Here is a 19,765-nt window from a genome sequence, read left to right as displayed (position 1 = left end):
ATATGTCAAACAGAGGACTTGTGACAGCGTTGACGGCTGTTGGGACAGCCCAATTGCTTAAGCTGCCTGTACATTTTGCGAGAAGCGGCAAATGGGATGTGCGGAAAATTATTGGTTCAGGTGGAATGCCGAGCTCACATTCAAGCGGCGTTTCCGCGCTAGCTGCATACACGGCGACCAAATATGGCGTAAAGACGCCGGAATTTGCCATATCTGCGATGCTTGGCATTATTGTGATGTACGATGCGATGAATATTCGCAGACATACAGGTGAAATTGCTGTGCAGGTAAATGATTTGGACGAGGATGTGGAGAAGCTGGCTGGCGAGCATCCTGGATTGTATCATGCGCGCAGGCGTGAACGGCTTAAGGAAAGTCTCGGTCATCAGCCTATTGAAGTTTTAGCCGGCTCACTGCTCGGAGCATTTATCGGTTTCGTTGGAGCTTTGACGATTAACAAGAAATAAGGCAAGCAGCAATTGTAAAATGAACAGACAGGCTTAGGCGCTTTTTTGGCTTAAGCCTGCTTTTATTTGAATACATGCTTTTGCAGATGACTGGCCGAACCGTTAGTTATATAATGGTAAAAGATTTCAATTCTTATGCAGCATAAGGGGGAAATAAGGTGGCAGAGCAATTATTGTGGATGCACGGAGCACCGTATGCACTGGGAAATGCAGATGAGGATTGTCCAGCCATAACACCATATCTTGTAGATGGCGAAGACAGACCAGCTGTTATCGTATGTCCAGGCGGAGGATATGGCATGCGAGCGCACCATGAAGGAGAACCGATTGCACAGTGGCTGAACAGTTTAGGTATTTCTGCGTTCGTTTTGCGATATCGGGTGGCGCCTTATCAATATCCTTGCGCACTGCTGGATGTTCAACGGGCGATACGTACCGTCCGTTTCAAAGCAGAAATGTATCGAATTAATCCGAATAAAGTAGGCATTCTTGGATTTTCAGCAGGCGGGCATTTAGTTTCGAACGCGGGGACAAGCTATGACCAAGGGAATGAAAATGCAGAGGATGTTATTGAACGACAGTCCTGCCGTCCGGATTTACTCGTCTTATGTTATCCTGTCATCACACTCAAAGACCCTTTCACGCATGAGGGCTCAAGAGAAAATTTGCTTGGCAAAGAAGCGAAGCTGGATCAAATCGAACAGCTCAGCAATGAAACGCAGGTAACCTCGGATACACCGCCAACTTTTTTATGGCATACAGCAGATGATGGCGCCGTTCCTGTCGAGAACAGCCTTTTGTTCGCATCCGCGCTGAGCAAGCACCAGGTTCCTTTTGATCTTCACGTGTATACGAAAGGACGTCATGGGCTTGGCTTAGCCGAGGATGAGGAGCATACAAAAGAATGGACGGCTGCTTGCGCATCGTGGCTAGCATTTAATGGGTACAAATAATAGCTGTAATCTACTATTCACAGACGATTATTTGTCTGACGAAGCTGCCTTTTCGAGTCGTACAGCGATCTAAGATGGTAAGGCCTGCGTTTGCAATAAGCTCGTCCATTGGATCAGCAGTCACAATGACAGCTTTGTTTGCGATTCGGCGAGTATGCTGCAGCAAGGAGAATTGTGCCTCGGGTGTCGTATTAGAGAAATGATTGTAAGGCATATCTACAATGGCTACATCATAATGGTCTGAGATATCAGCAATATCACCGCAAACGGCATCTGTTTCATATTCGAAATGAGCCAGGTTTTCACGTGTCCCGCGAATGATAAAATGGTTGATATCTCGGCCTACGATGTTCATGCCCATGGACAGCGCCTCTACCAGTACCGTCCCAATGCCGCAGCAAGGGTCGATCGCTTTAATCCCGACTGGATTCGGAATAGCGATATTGGCTATAGCGCGCGCAACTCGCGTGCTGAGTGCAATGGAATAGCTGCGCGGTTTTTGCATGTGTGCAAGCCATACGGCTTTGCTTTTTATATAATTGCCAAAGTACCAGCGACCGCCCCAAGTTAAAATGCCAAAAACGCAATCAGGTTTGCGTACATCAGCCTCGCCTTCGATATAAACGCCAAGTTCACGTTCAATTGCGCGTTGTCCTTCAAAATCGATTTTGTTTTCCGCCGTCAGGTCATTCATTTTTAGGAAAATCACCTTAAATGTAGCCTCTCCTAATTGAATTTGCTTCACCTGCTCCAAAATATCCTCAAGCCGTTCGCCTTGATATAAAACTTCAAGCCGCTCTCTCATAAAAGGACTTCGGTCGGGATGTACGTCTATTTCGCTAAATAAAAGATCAGTTTCTGATTGTTTTCCAAATAAAGAACGCATCTCCAAGCGGCATAAATCAGCCTCTTCAATGCGATAGCCATAGGTATATACGAATAGATTGTTTCTATTTTCCAAGTTGTTGTCGCATCCTTTGTATAATTGAATTGAAGCCTCTAGTATACATGAAAAGGATGGGCGGACAAAGGAATGGCGATGTGCAATTAACGCTTAGTGTAGCGAATCAGTCGGTTATGAACGGTTTTTTTCCTTCCAAAAAGTTTGAGAAACAGCAATGGCGATTGGCGCGGCAAGCGGAATTCAAAGTGATATAGCCATGCCGCAAGCTTGAATTTAAGCGTTAAATAATAAAGAAATGACTTGATGTTGCTGTAATTGTGAAGCCAGCCAAGCTCCTTCGTACTGTCTGTCATCATTTTAAGGCTGACGATTCTTGCCATATCTTTTTTTGCAGGAGCGACAGGATTGTTTTTGAAATTGTTGATCAGCATCGAAAGGATCGTTTGGATGTGGTAGGACGCCATGTCCTTTCTATAATGGGCATGCGCTAATAAACCGAATTTCTCGGATAAGCTCTTCCGCAGCTGGTACTGCAGAACAAGGCTTTCTTCAAGATAATGTTTATAGGGAGAACGTATCAGGCTGTTCAGATTGTTAACCGTGTTGTGATAATACAAAGGGTCCGGAATCGCGCAGACACGATCAGAGGCCAGCAAGGCTTCCAAATGGAAAATGGTATCTTCTCCTACCGTTAATCCCTCGTTGTACAGAATCCCGTTTTTTTCAAGCGATGCGCGAAGAAATAGACTGCGCCAAGTAAAACACAGGTCATTATTAGAATGAACAGCTGCGGCGCTTAGTATTAAATCTTTGCCGTTCATAACGGTATGCAGCCGAAAGCAGGGCGATACGTTCTGTTTGGTTGGAATTGTCGCGTAACCTCCAATCAACACTTCGCAAGCATGCTCTTCTGCCATGGCGTATAGCTTTACGAAAAAAAGCGGATCGATTTCATCGTCAGCATCAAGAAAGGCGACGTATTTGCCGCTTGCCGCTTGTAAACCGGCATTTTTGGCGCTGCTCGCACCGCCGTTTGGCTTGTGAATCACTTTAACTCTATAGTCTGTTATAGCGAATTCTTCGCATATTGCGCCGCTGAGATCAGTGGAACCGTCATTGACGAGCAGCACCTCAATATTTCGAAAAGGCTGATTAAGAATGCTTTTCAAACAGGGACGCAGCCAATTTTCGGCATTAAATATAGGTACAATCGCACTTATCGCGTAATTCATAGGCTACACCTCTGACGTGTTCGATCGTTTAAATTTCATAAAGCGATGTTCAAAATAATCATATCACATTCGTTATAAAGAACAACCTCTTATTTTAAAACCAATTATTATCTCTAGCACAAATAAGTGGTAATATGAACAGATGAGGAGAGGGGTGACAGGACTGAAAATTAAAATTAGATGGTATGTCGTCGTGTTTCTCATTGCGGGAAGCTGGCTAGGAAACCTTTGGTATTTTCAGAGCATGCAGCTGAAGGAGGCGCTGTTTCTAAAGCATGACAGCACCATAAATGGGAGCACTGGTGAAATACTTGATTTTACATTTTTTGAAAATAAACAAGCATCTAATAAAGTAAGCAGCATTCAAATAGAAGAACTGCCGGAATTCCGATTTCAAATTTATAAAAGCAACATACATACTCATCAATCTGAGATGCGAGCATCTGGACAATTGATTCCAGATCTTATCAATGAGGAGAGGAAAATACCGTTCACAATAAGAGAGATTAAGGTGTATTACGAGAAAGGGCAGTCTAGAAAAGTTCCGATTGGTGAGATTAATGTCTTGTGGAATAAACGAGAAAGCATACTGGACTTTGCTTCGGGAAGCTCATCCTCAAATGGCTCTGGAAGCTATAAGGTTTATGTAAGGAAAGCGGCTGTTTTGGAGAAGGTTGAATATACGTTCAGCGATAAAGTGAAGCCATGGTTCAAGCTTGATCTATCTGGGAAGCCACTCTCGTCGGTTGAATTTCCTATGAAGCTGTCGCAAAATGACTCTTTGGCATCTACATATCAATGGTCTATTCCGGATAATGAGCCCGAAGCCTTCACGATGTTTAAGTCCAAAATCTTTCTTCACTTCAAGCTGGAAGATGGACGGGAAATGATTGAGGATATTCCGATTAATCATAACCTTAATTTTAGTGAGCGGCAGCTGAAGCGTTTAGTCCGTTCGGGAGGTGAAATGCATTGAGCATCCCTTTCAGACGCGAGCTAAGGAGACTTGGCTGGGGCCTTGTTATTGCAATGATAGATATAAGGATTGGATACTTTGATTTGCTGCCTGACATTATAGGTTACTTGATGGTTTTGTCAGCCCTGCAGCATCTGGGTTCCATACACCCGGCATATAAAAAAGCGAAGTACATTTCTATTGTTTTGATCATTCTTACTATTCCAGTTCTGTTTATCCAAACAAATGTAACGATTACGGAATTTTCGTCTATACCGCTGGCCGTCCATTTTTACTCGCAACTGCTGTTTATTCTTCATATTTTAATGGCGTATTGGATTTTTAATGGACTTATTGAAATGCTGAAACCGGATGGGGCTGTTCAGTTGTTGGATTCTGCCATTAGCCGCAGAAATACTTATTTGGTGTTCAACATTTTAATGGTTATAATATATCCGTTCTTGTTGAATGTAGAAGATAGCTGGGTCATGCTGTTAATCGCTTTTGGAATATTGTTATTCATTATGGAGCTGCTATTTCTTCGATTGCCATTTCGAGTCTCAAATGTTAGGGAGAAAAGGTCGTTGAATTAGCGGAAAAGGGGGATCTCATGTCTTTTGTAAAACGGTTGCGATGGTTTTTTAAGGATAGATGGGGCAGCTACGCGCTTGCCATAGGCATTATGGCGTTAGTTAGCCTGCTCTCCACAATACCGCCTAATCTAATTGGACGAACGGTTGATAACATCCGCGATGGCCAGCTGACCTCAGGTGGTTTAACGCAGACGGTGTTGACACTAGTGCTGCTTGCGTTATTTCTTTACGTCATGGTCTATATATGGATTACGACGCTGTTTGGCAATTCGGCGCTTATCGAGAAGGTGCTGAGAGGGAAGCTGCTCGCAAATTTAACAAGGATGACGCCTGCTTTCTTTCAGCGCAACAGCACGGGACAGCTGATGGCGCTCGCGACAAATGATGTACTCGCAATTGGCCAGACAGCTGGATATGGTGTAATGACGCTCGTCAATACGCTGGTAGGAGCATCGGTAGTCATTATTATGATGATTTCATTAGTCAGCTATAAATTAATGATCGCGGCACTTATTCCGCTTCCATTACTGGCAGTCGTAATTAGCAAGCTGGGCAAAAAAGTAAGAACCCGCTTTCTGGACGCGCAGGCTTCCTTTGGGAAAATGAATGAACATGCGCTGGAATCGATATCGGGCATACGCGTTATTCGTTCGTACGTGCAGGAAAACAATGACCTTGTTGCATTCGATCATGTGACCTCAGAAGTTATGAACAAAAATAAACGGGTTTCGATTCTAAATGCGATGTTTCAGCCAATTATCTCGTTAATTGTAGGTGTCAGTTATTCTATTGGAATAGGTTATGGCTCATATCTCGTATTCCAAGATGAGATTTCACTTGGCCAGCTCATTTCATTTAATATCTATTTGGGCATGCTCATTTGGCCAATGATTTCGTTTGGTGAGTTTATTAATGTGCTGCAGCGCGGCAGTGCTTCTGCTGACCGATTGGACTCGGCGTTAACGCAAAAGCCGGATCTTCAAGATTCAGATAAGCCTGTTGCCATTAAGGTGCCTACGCGCATTGAGATGAAACAGCTCACCTTTACTTATCCTACGGCTAGCCAGCCTAGCTTGAACAATGTATCCTTTCAGCTTGAACGAGGCCAGACACTTGGAATCGTAGGGAAAACGGGGAGTGGGAAGAGTACGCTACTTAAGCAGCTGCTGCGTCAATATCCGCTTGAAGCGGATCGCTTAATGGTAGCGGGAGTTCCAGTTGAGCAAATTGAGATAGACCAGATGAGACGCTGGATTGCCTATGTGCCTCAGGAGCATTTGCTTCTCTCCAAGACCATTCGAGAAAATATTGCTTTAGGCAAGCCGAACGCAACACAGGATGAAATCGCTCGAGCGGTTCAAATGGCTTCTTTTACAGAAGATATTGCACAAATGCCAGAAGGACTTGAAACGGTCGTCGGGGAAAATGGTGTTATGCTCTCAGGTGGACAAAAACAGCGGCTGGCGATTGCACGGGCATTGCTCGTTGATTCCGAAATATTGCTGCTGGATGATTCACTTTCGGCAGTTGATGCACGGACGGAAAGTCGAATTCTTCACCATATTCGTTTGGAGCGTGAAGGAAAGACGACCTTTATTACGACTCATCGCCTATCAGCGGTTAGTCATGCGGACTGGATACTTGTGCTGAATGAGGGCCGAATCATCGAAGAAGGCACCCATGAAGAGCTGATGCTGTTTGGCGGCTGGTACAAGGAACAGTGGGAACGGCAGCAAATGGAAGCTAGCTTGGAAGAATAGGAGGCTTAGAATGCCAAAACAATCAACGGCGAGAAGACTATTCGCATATGCTCTCGTCTATAAGTTTAGAATTATCGGCGCCCTGCTTATTCTGTGCTGCGCGGTAGGTGCTGAGCTCGGCGGACCTTTTATTATAAAAACGATAATTGACAAGCATTTATCAGTCGGCGGGAATGATATCATGCCAGTTCTCGGGCTGCTAGGCGTTTATATGGGGCTGCTGCTTGTTGCGAGTATTAGCAATTTCTCGCAATCCTATATTTTGCAGACGACGGCGCTTCGCATTATCAAAAATATGCGTATGGATTTAATGAGTCATATTCAGCGAATTCCGCTGCGCTACTTCGACAATACGCCGATCGGGCAAATTGTATCGAGAATTGCGAACGACACAGAGGCGGTCAGGGATTTATTCATGAGCTTCATGGCGACCTTTGTTGTCAGCTTCGTACAGCTGCTCGGTATTTTTACTGCATTGTTTATTTTGGATGTGCGGCTCGCGATGTTTTGCTTGCTCTTGCCGCCGCTCTTCGCGATCATTATGGTCATTCATTTAAAATACTCAAAGAAATACATTACGATTATGCGCGCACGTCTCAGCGACATGAATGCGATGATCAACGAATCGATTGTCGTTATGCCGATTATTCAAGCCTTTCGCCGCGAGAAGGTGACGCTCGAAGAGTTTGAGGTGCTGAACGAGGATCGTTACGTTAACCAGATCAAGCAGTTTAGAGTTTTCTCTTTGTCTTCAAGAAACATTGTGGGTACCATTGGAAGCTTGGTAACAGCGATGGTTATTTGGTACTTTGGGCGGGCTTCACTGGAAACAGTAATTCTTTACGGCGTGTTTTATGCTTTTATCGATTATTTGGGTCGTATTTTTCAGCCAATAATCGGTATCTTCGATCAATTGACGAATGCACAGCGTGCATTTGTTTCTGCGGAGAAGGTATTTGCGATATTGGACATGGAAGGCATGGAGGTCGAAGAGGTAGCTCAGGTGAAACGTCCGGATGGTGTCGTGAAATTCGATAACATTACGTTTGCATATAAAGAGGGCGAAAACGTTCTGAAGCAAATTTCATTTGAAGCGCGCAGGGGAGAGACGGTTGCATTAGTCGGTCATACCGGTTCGGGCAAAAGCTCGATCATGAATCTGCTGCTTGGCTTTTATGAGCCTGATCAAGGGAACATTACGATTGATGGACGTAATATAGCGACGTATTCGAAGCAGGAGCTGCGCAAGCATATGGGCATTGTGCTGCAAGATCCGTACTTGTTCGCAGGCGACATTAAATTCAACGTCAGCCTGTACAACAAGGACATCACAATGGATCGTGTGAAAAGCGTGCTAAAGGATGTTGGGGCGGCTACGTTTGTAGAGCAGCTGCCTGGCGGCTATGATGAACCTGTAGTTGAGCGCGGCAGTACGTTGTCTTCGGGACAGCGGCAGCTTATCTCCTTCGCTAGAGCTTTAGCCTTCGATCCTTCTATTCTTATATTGGATGAGGCGACAGCCAGCATCGACAGTGAGACGGAGGGGCTGATTCAGCAAGCACTGAAGGTGGTCAGTGAAGGCAGGACAACACTAATTATCGCTCATCGCTTGTCCACCATTCGAGATGCGAATCAAATTCTCGTCTTGCATCGCGGTGAAATCGTAGAGCGCGGCAATCATGATGCTTTAATGGCGCTGCGAGGCAGATATTATAAAATGTATCAGCTGCAGAAGGGTGAGAAGGTTTCGTCTGAGCCTGCTGGTGTAACGATGGAAACACAAGGACGATAGAAGTTTACTATTAGCGCATTGAATAGGAATGAGAATAGCGGCAGCCAAGGAATGGAATTATTCCGAGGCTGCCGCTGCTGTTTTATGACCGTAATAGAGTCTATAATTTAAACCGTGTGCTGATTTAGTTGAACTCGGCTTCATTTATGCGATCTCTTGTATCACTTCTTAGACTGCGGTTGAAGTAGAAACTCTTCCACTTGTTTGCGATGATGCTCGTCATGCTGGATAAAATCAAAGATTAAATATCCGATCGAATAGGGAGCTTTCGTTTGTGGACAATGTGTATTTCCATGTACAATAATAGGATGAAAAAATTGCTGTTCTTTCATTTCGGTTAATTTTTGTACGAGTTTTTGTCTTGTCTCAATCGCTTGATTCAAAATTTCAGAAGGCAATATGCCGGATAATGCGTAAGCCGAGGAGGCAGCATTATAATCATCGTGGTTCGGGAATTCAACATTGCTGTATTTTTCAGCTTCGGGCAGTACGCTTGTAATGAAATATTGATCCCATTTGTCTAAATGGGCAATGATTTCTGCGGCGGACCATTTGCCCTCTTTAATCGGATTTAGCCATGCCGGTTCAGGTGTGATATGGGATAAGGATGAATACCACGGCGCTAAGCTGCCAAACTGTTGAATAAGTTCATTTTGTTTAATCATATAATCCTCCTACAATCAGATATAACTGAATTGTACTACATAAACCACGACAACTGCCTGTCATCGTTTCGTTCCTTTTTTTAGCTGTAAAGCCGCCATATATTTTTAGCTCTATCTCGGATAATATCCCTCACATATATCGGCTCTATTACTTCCACGGCGTCCCCGTAGCTCAAAATCATGCCATAAACCCATTCATCCTCAGGATAGACGATTTCAACAACCATTGTACCGTCGTTCTCGCAGCGAATGATTCCTTCTTGAAAAGAATCTTCGACTCTCACTTTAACGCTAGGTTGAAAACGCATCACCAAATGTACCGTCTTCGTATTCATTTTCCATTCAGCTTCAATGGCTGCAGCGTCATAAGCAGTGATTTCTCGGTCAAAGATTTCGGATATGGCAGCTAGTTTTCGCATTCTCGATAGTCGATAAAGTTTTGTTATATTTTTGTCTCTGCAATAGCCGTACAAATACCAATGGAACCCTTTATGAACGACGGAAGCCGGCTCCACGACAGCTTTAGCTGAGCAGCCTTGTGAGTTGGTGTAGTCAAAGGTTACGACAATTTTCTTCTGAATGGCCTGTCGAAGGAGAGTTGTTTTTTTCTTCTCCTCCTCATTGCAGCCCCATGAGGATAAATCAATAATCCATTGTTCCAGTGCTTTGTCTGTATAATGAATATCGCTTTTTTTCAATAGGGCTCGCATCTTCTCCAGCGTGCGGGCAACATCAAGATCATCTGAATGGCTTTGCAGCCCTTTAAGCCCTGTCATTACGGAAACGAGCTCATCTTTAGTGAGAACCTGATGGCTTAAGCGGTAGCCCTCCATAATTTCAAAACCTCCGAGCAGCCCCGGAAATGAAAGGATGGGGATGCCTGCCATATTTATGGCTTCCATATCCCTCTGAATCGTTCGGTTTGACACTTCAAACTTTTGGGACAATACCGAAGCGCTTGTTCTGCCATGGTTCAATAAATAAATGATAACAGCGAGCAATCGTTCTATTTTCAAAGTAATCACCTGTGGATGTGGATTTATTGTAGAGAGTAGTGCTTGTCGGGTTTGGGGCGGCTGGCTTTGACGAATATAGAAGCAATGAGCTTAGACTGAATGCTAATGAACATAGAAGAAACGAGCTTAGATTGAGTGCTAATGAACTAAGAAGCAACGAGCAGAGACTGAATGCTAATGAACTAAGAAGCAATGAGCAGAGACTGAATTCTAACGAACCTATATGCTGCTATTTGCAATAATCAGGTCCTAAATAAATTCTAACGAACTCAGATAACGTTATATGTGTAAAATAGAGCTCATTTACATCAATTGAGGTCTAATAAGGCCCCCTAGGTTCGTTAGAACTAAAAAGGTTACATTTTAAAGCAAATAAGGTGTCTGGTGTTCGTTAGTTTTCAGTTGCAGTGATCTATTGCTCATCTTTGCATTTCCCGCTTGTTTGATAAGTCCTGTTTTTTGCTTCTCAGTCCTATGAATACCTTATCTTTCGACATATTAATGGTAGTTTCGTAGAAAATTCAGAAGGGCAACACATCTCTAGGCGCGCTTAGGTATTTGAAAATATTGTAACATTAAGCATGAATATACGGAAAGAACCACTTCGGCATTTATAAAATAGACAAAACGACCCATTAAAGTTACATATTAAGTTATGTATATGGTACTTCAAACACAATTTCAGTCTGTTTAAAACAAATCCTTCTACCAATTGACAGGAAAAATGTTCCGTTGTATACTCTCCATAAAGTCTTGTGTTAGTTTACATCACATTAATAAGTAGATGGCTTATAAACTTTGGGCCCGAAGTTAAATTCCCCTTCCTTCATCAATGCAAATAGTCTGTTCACGGATGTTATGCATGTTTTTGGAGTAAGGGGATTTTTTATTGCCATCTATGAACAAATGTGCATGTTTACGAGAACTTAATTTCATTTTGATGTTGTGATTACACTTTGTAGCTAATCTAATTGTTGGGTAAACTATTTTATTCATTAATGGTTGTGGAGAGGGGAAAATGTAGGATGCACAAACTGGTCATACGAATACAAAGAAAAGCTTGCATGCTGTTAGCGGCTCTTCTTTTGGTTGGAGGTACGCTCGGCAGCTTAGGTGCGCCAGTTCAGGCGTCGCCTGCAGGAGATAATATCGTTATTTCACAAGTGTATGGCGGTGGGGGAAACGGAACTGGCTCGACGTTTAAGCAGGATTTTATTGAGCTTTACAACCCAACGAATCATGAAATTTCCTTGGATGGAATGAAATTGATTTACGGATCGGCATCTTCGAAAGTGGGGGTATGGCCGGATAGTTTCATGCAATTAAAAGATATTAAGGTTGGAGCTGGAAAATATTATTTAGTTCAACAGTCTGCGGGTACAGATGTTAATGCCCCTAACCTGCCTAGTCCGGATGATACTGGCACCCTTGCCTTGGGAGCAGCGGGAGGAAAGGTAAAGCTAGTAGATAGTAAAAATAATATCATCGATTTGATTGGTTATGGTACCAGTATTGAATTTGAAGGCGCAGGTCCTGCTGGTACTTCACTTACTAATGTTACAGCAGTGATTCGTAAAGGCAATCGCGCTCAGGACACTGATAACAATAAAGCGGATTTCGAAATGGGCACTCCTGACCCGCGCAACTCCTCTTACGGCGTTGTTTCTGACAAGATTGAAGCAGTAACGCCAGACGTAAACGAAGGAGCTGTACTTCCGGGTACAATCATTAAGCTCTCGACGCCAACAGTTGGCGCTAGTGTTTACTATAGTGTATACGGTGCAGGAGAAACGCAAGTTGCTCCAGAGGACTTTACATGGTATCAACCAAATGTAACAGAAATCAAAATTAATGCGCCTACAACGGTTCATACTTATGCCAAAAAAGAAGGTTTTCCAAATAGTGCTTTGCGTGAATATTCTTATACGATTTCTACACTAGTGACTATCGCACAAGCACGTGCGGCTGCACTTGGTACAAGCGTAACGCTTAGTGGTGTTGTAACACATCGAGCGGATTCAGGCGCTTTTGTAAATCTTTTCGTACAGGATCAAAACGGAGGCATTATTGTTAGAGTTCCAAACAGCGTCTCCGCACAGCCGGGTGACCTAATTGAGGCTTACGGCAAGCTGACTGAATTTTCGGGATTGCTTCAATTGGAGGCAACAGCTGAAAATGCAAAAGTAACGGGCTCTGCTCCTACTCCAGATCAGATCGTTGTTGATTCTTCGAGCTTTGGCAAAACGACTGAAAATCGCAACAAATTCGAAGGTCGTTTGGTTCAAGTCAAAAATATTAAAGTTGAAAGTGTTGCCAGCGGCGTTGTTACAGCTACCGATGCTGTGAATGGCGGCAAAGTTATTATTTATTCTTCCGATGCTTCGTTCGTGGCAGGTAAAACTTTCGAGCAGGTTACTGGCGTTATGACGTTCCATTCCAGTGTAGGATTGGAATTATTGCCGCGTAATACACTCGACATTGTTGAGAAAAAGTTGGCTGTTCAAGCTAGCACTCCGTCAGGCGGCATTAACGCAGGAGGAGCTGTATCGCTAAGCTCACTAGTTCCGGGTGGTGTGATTCGTTACACGACAGACGGAACTGTTCCGACAGCTACTACAGGAACGCTTTACACGAAAGCCATTGTCGTAAATGCGGATATGGTCATTAAAGCGGTTGTGACAGCTGGTGGAGTGACAAGCGATGTATCGACATTTACGTATAAAGTATTAGAAAATACAAATGGTATTGCCATTCATACAATTCAAGGTGAGACGCATAAATCGATCTATACCAATGTAAAGGTTTCGAATGTTACTGGTATTATTACTTCGGTCAGCGCGAATTCCTTCTACATGCAGGCACCTGATGAGAAGCAGGATGAAAATCCGAATACGTCCGAGGCTATTCAGGTGTACAAGCCTGCACATGGTCTATCTGTTAAGGATGAAGTATCAGTCACAGGTACTGTAGAGGAATTTGGAAACAGTCCATCTTTGACTGTAACGCAAATCAATGCAGCAACAATTACTAAGGTATCGAGCGATAACCAGCTTCCTAAAGCTACATTGGTAGGAACAGGCGGTCGAATCATTCCTAACCTGATCGATACCGACAGCTTCAGCAAGTTCAACCCAGAAAACGATGCAATTGATTTCTTCGAGAGTTTGGAGAGCATGCTCGTTGAAGTGAAAAATCCAACGATTACTGGACCTTACGCGAATGCGGTAACTCCAATTACGTTTGATAATGGTGCTAACAATCCAGTGAAAACCGCTGTAGGCGGAATTGTATTGCAAGGAAATGGTTTGTCTGCTATTGATAGCAGCTTGAATCCACAGAAGCTGTATGTAGGCGGATCAAAGCCAGCTGGTGCAGAGATTAAAACAGGCGATGCTTTTAACGGCAATATCGTTGGCGTAATTCAATACGCTGGTGATCTGTATAAACTGTTGCCTACACAAGCTTTGCCAACTATCGTACGCAGTATAAACGTCCAGAAGGTAACGAATATTGTACCGAACCCGGACAAGCTGACGATTGCTACATTTAATGTGGAAAACTTCAGCGCAGATCAAACAGCTAAAGCCGCAAAAATTGCTTCAATTATTGTAACGAATATGAAGCAGCCAGACATTATCGGTTTAATGGAAGTACAAGACAACGATGGTGAAAAGGATACCGAAAATACGGATGCTGACCAAAGCTTCAAAACGCTGATTGATGCGATTAAAGCAAAAGGCGGACCAACGTATTCTTATACAGATATTGCTCCTGAGAGAAATAAAGATGGCGGCGCTCCTGGCGGTAATATCCGTGTTGGTTTCTTGTATAAAGCCGACCGTGTAACGCTTGCTCAAGGAACGAAAGGCGATTACAAATCAACAATTAAGGTAGACGGAATTGGCGGATTGTCGCAAAACCCAGGGCGTATTGGCTCTGCAGATGCTTCCACATTTGCTTCATCTCGTAAACCGCTTGTAGCAGAATTTATGTTCAAAGGAAAACGAGTTGTTGCGATTGCGAACCATCTGAATTCAAAAGGTGGAGACGGCAAGCCTTGGGGTGATGTTCAGCCGGTTGTTCGCAGCAGCGAAGTGCAGCGCGCGAAGCAAGCGGAAGCTGTTAACAGCTTTGTGAAGGATTTGACAACGAAAGACCCTGAAGCAAGTGTAGTCGTGCTAGGCGACTTTAACGATTTCCAATTCTCTGGCACATTGAACAAAATTAAAGGCAATGAATTGACAAACCTTGTAGATACGCTGCCGGTTTCAGAACGTTACTCGTATATCTATGACGGTAACTCTCAAACGCTTGATCACATTCTCGTTGATAAAGCAAATGGGACAAAAGCAGAAATCGACGTAGTACATGTCAATGCTGATTTCTCTACAGAACAGGGCAGAGTGAGCGATCATGATCCGCTTCTTGCGCAGCTGGATCTGTCGGCTAAAAAAGTTGCTGAGTTTACCATGACGCTCATGCATACGAATGATACACATGCGAATTTGGCGAATGTTGCAAAGAGAGTTACTGCAGTTCAGCAGGTTCGTAATGAAACAGCTAATTCACTCCTTCTTGATGCTGGCGATGTATTCTCGGGCACTTTGTATTTTAATAAATACTTAGGCCAGGCAGATTTAACGTTTATGAATTTGATGAAATACAATGCGATGGTTTTCGGTAATCATGAGTTTGACAAAGAATTATCGGTGCTGGCGGATTTTGTGAAAAAAGCAAAATTCCCATTTGTTAGCTCCAACATTGATTTCGGCAAGGAGCCTGCACTTAACGGATTATTATCCGAGCAAGCGGCTGGTGAAGCGGCTCAGGATGGAAAGATTTATAATTCACTTATTCTTGAAGTAGGCGAGGACAAGACGAAAGTCGGCGTAATTGGCTTAACTACAGAGGATACGAAGTTTCTTGCGTCTCCGGGACAAAATATCATATTTAATGATTATATCGCTAAAGCGAAAGCAACCGTCAAAATGCTGCAAGATCAAGGCATTAACAAAATCATTGCTTTGACTCATCTTGGTCATGCATTCGATCTTCAATTGGCTGAGCAAGTAGCTGGAATTGATGTTATCGTAGGAGGTCACAGCCATACGAAAGTAGATGCTCCGAAGGTAGTCAAGACACATGGAGAGCCAACGCTAGTTGTACAGGCGGAGGAGTATAACAAATATTTGGGACGCTTGGATCTCAAATTCAATCAAGCAGGCGTACTGACTAAATGGGATGGCAAACTGCTCGATATTGCAACATTTGCTCCAGATCCGGTAGCGACTGAATTGCTTGATCCGTACACAAAGGGTATTGAAGCTATTAAACAACAGGTTATTGGTAAAACGAATGTATTTTTAGATGGAGGCAACCCGTCTGGTCGTGTTGCGGAAGTCAATCTTGGAAACATAATGACAGATGGAATGGTTTCTAAAGTGAAAAGCTTTGTTGACAGCAATCCAGATTTAAAGAAATTTGATGTAAAAGGCTTTGTGGCGATTCAAAATGGTGGCGGAATTCGTAAACCTATTCCGCTGAAAGCTATAGGCAAAGCGGATGGTGACATTACACTAGGAGAGCTTTTGGAAGTTATGCCATTCGGCAATAATCTTACATCACTTCGTATGACGGGTCAGGAAATTGTGGATGCGTTAGAGAATGGTGTAAGCGGAATTGAAACGGTTCAAGGTCGATTCCCACAAGTATCTGGCATGCGTTACTACTATGATTCCAAGAAGCAGCCAGAAGTACTAGATGCCAATGGACAGCTTGTAACTGCGGGTAAGCGTATAGCAAAGGTAGAAATTAAGAATGCTGACGGCAGCTACAGTGCTATTGATCTGAATGCTTATTATTTTGTAGCAACAAATTCTTTTATGGCTAATGGTGGTGACTTCTACCGCTCCATGAAACAAGCGAAGGATGACGGTCGTCAGTACGAGATGAACATCGTTGATTATGAGGTGTTTATCGAATATCTAACGAAAATTGGCACTATTAATATGGGGTTGGAAGGCCGTATTACAGATCTAAAAGGCGAGCCGCTTCCAGGCGAGAACGATCCATTCAAGCTAACGATTATGCATGTTAACGACACGCATGCTCACCTTGATTCGATTGCAAAACGATTTACAGCGATTAAAGAAATTCGTGCAGAAGTAAAAGACTCTATCTTGCTTGATGCAGGTGATGTATTCTCAGGTACGCTGTTCTTCAACAAATATCTTGGTCAAGCGGACTTGGAGTTTATGAATAAGATTGGTTATGACGCGATGGTATTCGGAAACCACGAATTCGATAAAGGTCCATCCGTTCTTGCTGATTTTATCAAAAAAGCGGAGTTCCCGTTTGTAAGCTCGAATATTGACTTCAGCAAGGAACCTGCAATGAACGGACTTGTGCCTGAGCAGGCAATCGGTAAACCAGCTGCGAAAGGTAAAATTTATGACGCAATTATACTGGATGAAGGCGGGCAAAAAATCGGCGTATTCGGCTTAACAACGGAGGATACAAAATTCCTTGCTTCGCCAGGAGATAATATTGTGTTTGAGGATTATATTAAGAAAGCTGAAGAAACGGTCAAAATGCTCCAAAAAGAAGGCATCAATAAAATTGTGGCATTGACGCATCTAGGAAATGAATTTGATAAAGTATTGGCTGAGAAGGTTACGGGCATCGACGTTATCGTCGGTGGACATAGCCACACGAAGGTTGACGCTCCGCTTGTATATCATGCTGCGGGAGAACCGACACTCGTTGTACAGGCAGAACAATATGGAAATTATTTGGGCCGCTTGGACCTCGAATTCAATAACAAAGGGATATTGACCGCATGGAATGGCAAGCTGCTTACAGTTAGCGGCTATGCAGCGGACCCGGAAGCTGTTGAAATGTTGAAGCCATACAGTGCGGGTGTTGCCGATATTCAGAAGCAAGTCATCGGTAAAACAAATGTGTTCCTGGATGGTGATCGTAATTCTGTACGGTCAAAAGAAACCAACTTAGGAAACTTGATCACAGACGGAATGGTCTCCAAAGTAAAAAGCTTCGTAAACAGCAACGAGGCATTAAAGCAACTGGATGTAAAAGGTTATGTTGGCATTCAGAATGGCGGAGGTATTCGCGAATCAATTAAGAAAACCGCTGAGGGTAAAGTAGATGGAGACATCATGATGGGTGAATTGCTTACGGTGATGCCTTTCGGAAACAACCTTACGGCGCTTCGTATGACAGGCCAAGAAATTATTGCTGCGCTTGAGAACGGTGTAAGTGGAATCAAAACCGGAGAAGGCCGCTTCCCGCAAGTATCGGGCATGCGCTTCTACTACGATTCCAATAGAAAACCTGAAATATTGGATGCAGACGGAAAGCTTAAGCAGGCTGGCGAACGCATTACGAAGGTTGAAATCAAAAACGCAGACGGCAGCTACAGCGCAATTGATTTGAATGCTTATTATTTTGTAGCAACAAACTCATTTATGGCTAATGGCGGCGATTTCTATCGCTCGATGAAGCAAGCTAAAGATGCTGGACGTCAGCACGAAATGAACATTGTTGACTACGAGGTATTCTTGGAGTATATCAATCAATTAGGTACGATTAATGCAACGACAGAAGGACGTATTGTTGATGTGAATGTTGTAGTTCCAACACCTACTCCAACACCAACAACACCGCCAGTGACAACACCGACGCCGACACCAACGCCAACACCGACGACACCGCCGGTGACGACACCATCCATCACATTTAGTGATGTACGCGGCCACTGGGCGGCAGATGCTATTGCGAAGGCAGTGGAAATTGGGTTTGTTAATGGGTATGGAGACGGTACGTTCCACCCTGGAGACACAGCAACAAGAGCACAATTTATTACAATGGTAGGCAGAGCGCTGAAGCTTGAATCGTCGACAAGCAAGCTGGACTTTGCAGATGCGGGTCAAGTTCCTGCATGGGCACGCTCCTTCTTTGCACAGCTTATCGAGGATAAGGTCATTGCAGGCTACGAGGATAATACGCTTCGACCATCAAGTGAATTAACAAGAACGGAAATGACCGTAATTCTTGTTCGCGCACTAGGCATTAAAGTTGATCCGAAGGCGAAGCCGACGTTTGCTGATTTGAGTGACATTCCTGTATGGGCACGTCCTTATATCGCTGCGGCACAAGCCGAAGGACTAGTAGCAGGCATGGGCGGCAATAAATTTGCACCTAAGAAAAATGCAACAAGAGCAGATGTGGTTACACTGATTTTGTCCGCACTAGAGTATGAAGGAAGAAACGGAATTTAATTAAGCAAAAGCGTCCCATTCCACTTGTTATGAGTGGGGTGGGACGTTTTTTTTAGTAAGATTTGTTGTTTTCATACAAAGAAGGCGACACTTCATTTGAAACCTATGTTAAATTAGAGGGAGTAGATACCGTTTGCATTTCTAGACATAAATAGAAAGAGTGAAACTTGGATGGCTGATGATCGACTGGATGATAAGCTTAGCAAAATGATTGATGTAGCAAGGCTGTATTATGAACTGGATTATAATCAGGAAGAAATCGCCCAGAAGCTGGGGGTATCGCGCCCTACGATATCAAGATTTTTACAGCAGGCGAAGGATGAGGGGTACGTTCAAATAAAAATCGTACATCCGAACGAAAACAATTTTGTTCTGGCGAATCGTTTGGAAGCGAAGTTTGGGCTGAAAAAAGCGGTTATCGTTTCTGTGCCGCAGTATGAGGACAGCATCGTAAAGAGGTATATTGGCGAAGCGGCAGCGAACTATTTATACGATACGGTAAAAGATGGCGATATCATTGCGACAACGTGGGGAACGACGCTCTTTCAAATGGCTTCTCAGCTTAAGGATAAGCCGGTTCGCGACGTTAAGGTCGTACAGCTCAACGGCGGGGTTAGCCATTCGGAAACGAATACATACGCTTATGAAATTGTTCATTTATTCGGCAAGGCTTTTCATACGATACCTTACTTTATTCCGCTGCCGGCGCTTGTTGACCATGAGGTTGTCAAGCGGACGATTGAATCGGATCGCCATATCCGCAATATTTTGGAGCTAGGGAAGCTTTCTAATATTGCCGTTGTAACCGTGGGAGCACCTACGGATGATTCAGTATTAATTAGAGCCAATTATTTCACAGATTCCGATCTGGAAATTATACGAGAGAAGGCAGCTGGCGATATATGCTCACGCTATATCGATATTACAGGTAATATTTGTTCAACACTCATGAACCAGCGCACGATTGGAATCAGTCTTGATGAACTGAAGCGCAAGGACCAGTCAATACTTGTGGCAGGCGGAGCGAAGAAGGTAGATGGCATTTATGGCGCGCTGCGCGGCGGCTACACGAATGTACTCATTACCGATCAGTTTACTGCGAGGTATTTATTAGAACGGGATGTGTAAACA

General features: G+C 43.7%; 12 protein-coding genes. 8 read left to right on the top strand and 4 right to left on the bottom strand.

The features are described from left to right. Nucleotides 1–2 precede the first annotated feature (2 nt). On the top strand, nucleotides 3–467 hold the full coding sequence (locus MHH56_RS27925; RefSeq protein WP_339204894.1) for a divergent PAP2 family protein: 465 nt from the start codon (nucleotides 3–5) through the stop codon (nucleotides 465–467). Nucleotides 468–646: 179 nt separating this feature from the next. Further along, nucleotides 647–1,420, top strand: coding sequence for an alpha/beta hydrolase (locus tag MHH56_RS27920; RefSeq protein ID WP_339209749.1), 774 nt, complete (start codon nucleotides 647–649; stop codon nucleotides 1,418–1,420). 13 nt (nucleotides 1,421–1,433) lie between these two features. On the opposite strand, the gene MHH56_RS27915 is transcribed toward MHH56_RS27920, so the two are convergent. Both MHH56_RS27915 and MHH56_RS27910 read right to left on the bottom strand, forming a co-directional pair. Next, a complete protein-coding gene (locus MHH56_RS27915) occupies nucleotides 1,434–2,381 on the bottom strand; it encodes an RNA methyltransferase (RefSeq protein WP_339204893.1) in 948 nt (315 codons plus the stop codon). Nucleotides 2,382–2,467: 86 nt separating this feature from the next. Next, nucleotides 2,468–3,556 (bottom strand): glycosyltransferase, encoded by a 1,089-nt coding sequence (locus MHH56_RS27910; RefSeq protein ID WP_339204892.1) that lies wholly within the window; start codon nucleotides 3,554–3,556, stop codon nucleotides 2,468–2,470. 154 nt (nucleotides 3,557–3,710) lie between these two features. Between MHH56_RS27910 and MHH56_RS27905 the strand changes: the two genes are divergently transcribed. From MHH56_RS27905 to MHH56_RS27890, 4 genes are read left to right on the top strand one after another with little or no spacing between them, the layout of a single operon-like run. Next, on the top strand, nucleotides 3,711–4,532 hold the full coding sequence (locus MHH56_RS27905; RefSeq protein ID WP_339204891.1) for a hypothetical protein: 822 nt from the start codon (nucleotides 3,711–3,713) through the stop codon (nucleotides 4,530–4,532). After that, nucleotides 4,529–5,104: a hypothetical protein gene (locus MHH56_RS27900; RefSeq protein WP_339204890.1), complete on the top strand. Its 576-nt coding sequence runs from the start codon at nucleotides 4,529–4,531 to the stop codon at nucleotides 5,102–5,104. The genes MHH56_RS27905 and MHH56_RS27900 overlap by 4 nt, the downstream gene beginning before the upstream one ends. A gap of 17 nt (nucleotides 5,105–5,121) precedes the next feature. Further along, nucleotides 5,122–6,864 carry an ABC transporter transmembrane domain-containing protein gene (locus tag MHH56_RS27895; RefSeq protein ID WP_339204889.1) on the top strand — a complete coding sequence of 581 codons (1,743 nt, stop codon included), beginning with the start codon at nucleotides 5,122–5,124 and terminating at the stop codon, nucleotides 6,862–6,864. Between the two features lie 10 nt (nucleotides 6,865–6,874). Then, a complete protein-coding gene (locus MHH56_RS27890; protein WP_339204888.1) occupies nucleotides 6,875–8,656 on the top strand; it encodes an ABC transporter ATP-binding protein in 1,782 nt (593 codons plus the stop codon). A 161-nt stretch (nucleotides 8,657–8,817) separates the two neighbouring features. Here the strand turns inward: MHH56_RS27890 and MHH56_RS27885 are convergent, their stop codons facing one another. Together MHH56_RS27885 and MHH56_RS27880 are read right to left on the bottom strand one after the other, a co-directional pair. Further along, a complete protein-coding gene (locus MHH56_RS27885; protein WP_339204887.1) occupies nucleotides 8,818–9,321 on the bottom strand; it encodes a DinB family protein in 504 nt (167 codons plus the stop codon). 80 nt (nucleotides 9,322–9,401) lie between these two features. Further along, nucleotides 9,402–10,346, bottom strand: a complete 945-nt coding sequence (locus MHH56_RS27880; protein ID WP_339204886.1) for a YafY family protein — start codon at nucleotides 10,344–10,346, stop codon at nucleotides 9,402–9,404. Between the two features lie 1,016 nt (nucleotides 10,347–11,362). On the opposite strand from MHH56_RS27880, the gene MHH56_RS27875 reads away from it, so the two are divergent. Together MHH56_RS27875 and MHH56_RS27870 are read left to right on the top strand one after the other, a co-directional pair. Next, nucleotides 11,363–18,634 carry a 5'-nucleotidase C-terminal domain-containing protein gene (locus MHH56_RS27875; RefSeq protein WP_339204885.1) on the top strand — a complete coding sequence of 2,424 codons (7,272 nt, stop codon included), beginning with the start codon at nucleotides 11,363–11,365 and terminating at the stop codon, nucleotides 18,632–18,634. 171 nt (nucleotides 18,635–18,805) lie between these two features. Continuing rightward, the gene (locus tag MHH56_RS27870; protein ID WP_076267183.1) at nucleotides 18,806–19,762 is read left to right on the top strand and encodes a sugar-binding transcriptional regulator; all 957 of its coding nucleotides are present in this window, start codon (nucleotides 18,806–18,808) and stop codon (nucleotides 19,760–19,762) included. The last annotated feature ends 3 nt before the right edge of the window (nucleotides 19,763–19,765 follow it).

The sequence above is a fragment of the Paenibacillus sp. FSL K6-3182 genome, assembly GCF_037976325.1.
Lineage (GTDB): Bacteria > Bacillota > Bacilli > Paenibacillales > Paenibacillaceae > Pristimantibacillus.
Note: the sequence above shows the minus strand (reverse complement) of the source record. Positions and strands in the feature narration are given on the sequence as shown.

Bases quoted from the DNA above. Each gene is read 5' to 3' on its own strand.
- MHH56_RS27925 (WP_339204894.1), top strand. From the start codon at position 3: ATGTCAAACAGAGGACTTGTGACAGCGTTGACGGCTGTTGGGACAGCC.
- MHH56_RS27920 (WP_339209749.1), top strand. From the start codon at position 647: ATGCACGGAGCACCGTATGCACTGGGAAATGCAGATGAGGATTGTCCA.
- MHH56_RS27910 (WP_339204892.1), bottom strand. From the start codon at position 3,556: ATGAATTACGCGATAAGTGCGATTGTACCTATATTTAATGCCGAAAAT.
- MHH56_RS27895 (WP_339204889.1), top strand. From the start codon at position 5,122: ATGTCTTTTGTAAAACGGTTGCGATGGTTTTTTAAGGATAGATGGGGC.
- MHH56_RS27890 (WP_339204888.1), top strand. From the start codon at position 6,875: ATGCCAAAACAATCAACGGCGAGAAGACTATTCGCATATGCTCTCGTC.
- MHH56_RS27885 (WP_339204887.1), bottom strand. From the start codon at position 9,321: ATGATTAAACAAAATGAACTTATTCAACAGTTTGGCAGCTTAGCGCCG.
- MHH56_RS27875 (WP_339204885.1), top strand. From the start codon at position 11,363: ATGCACAAACTGGTCATACGAATACAAAGAAAAGCTTGCATGCTGTTA.
- MHH56_RS27870 (WP_076267183.1), top strand. From the start codon at position 18,806: ATGGCTGATGATCGACTGGATGATAAGCTTAGCAAAATGATTGATGTA.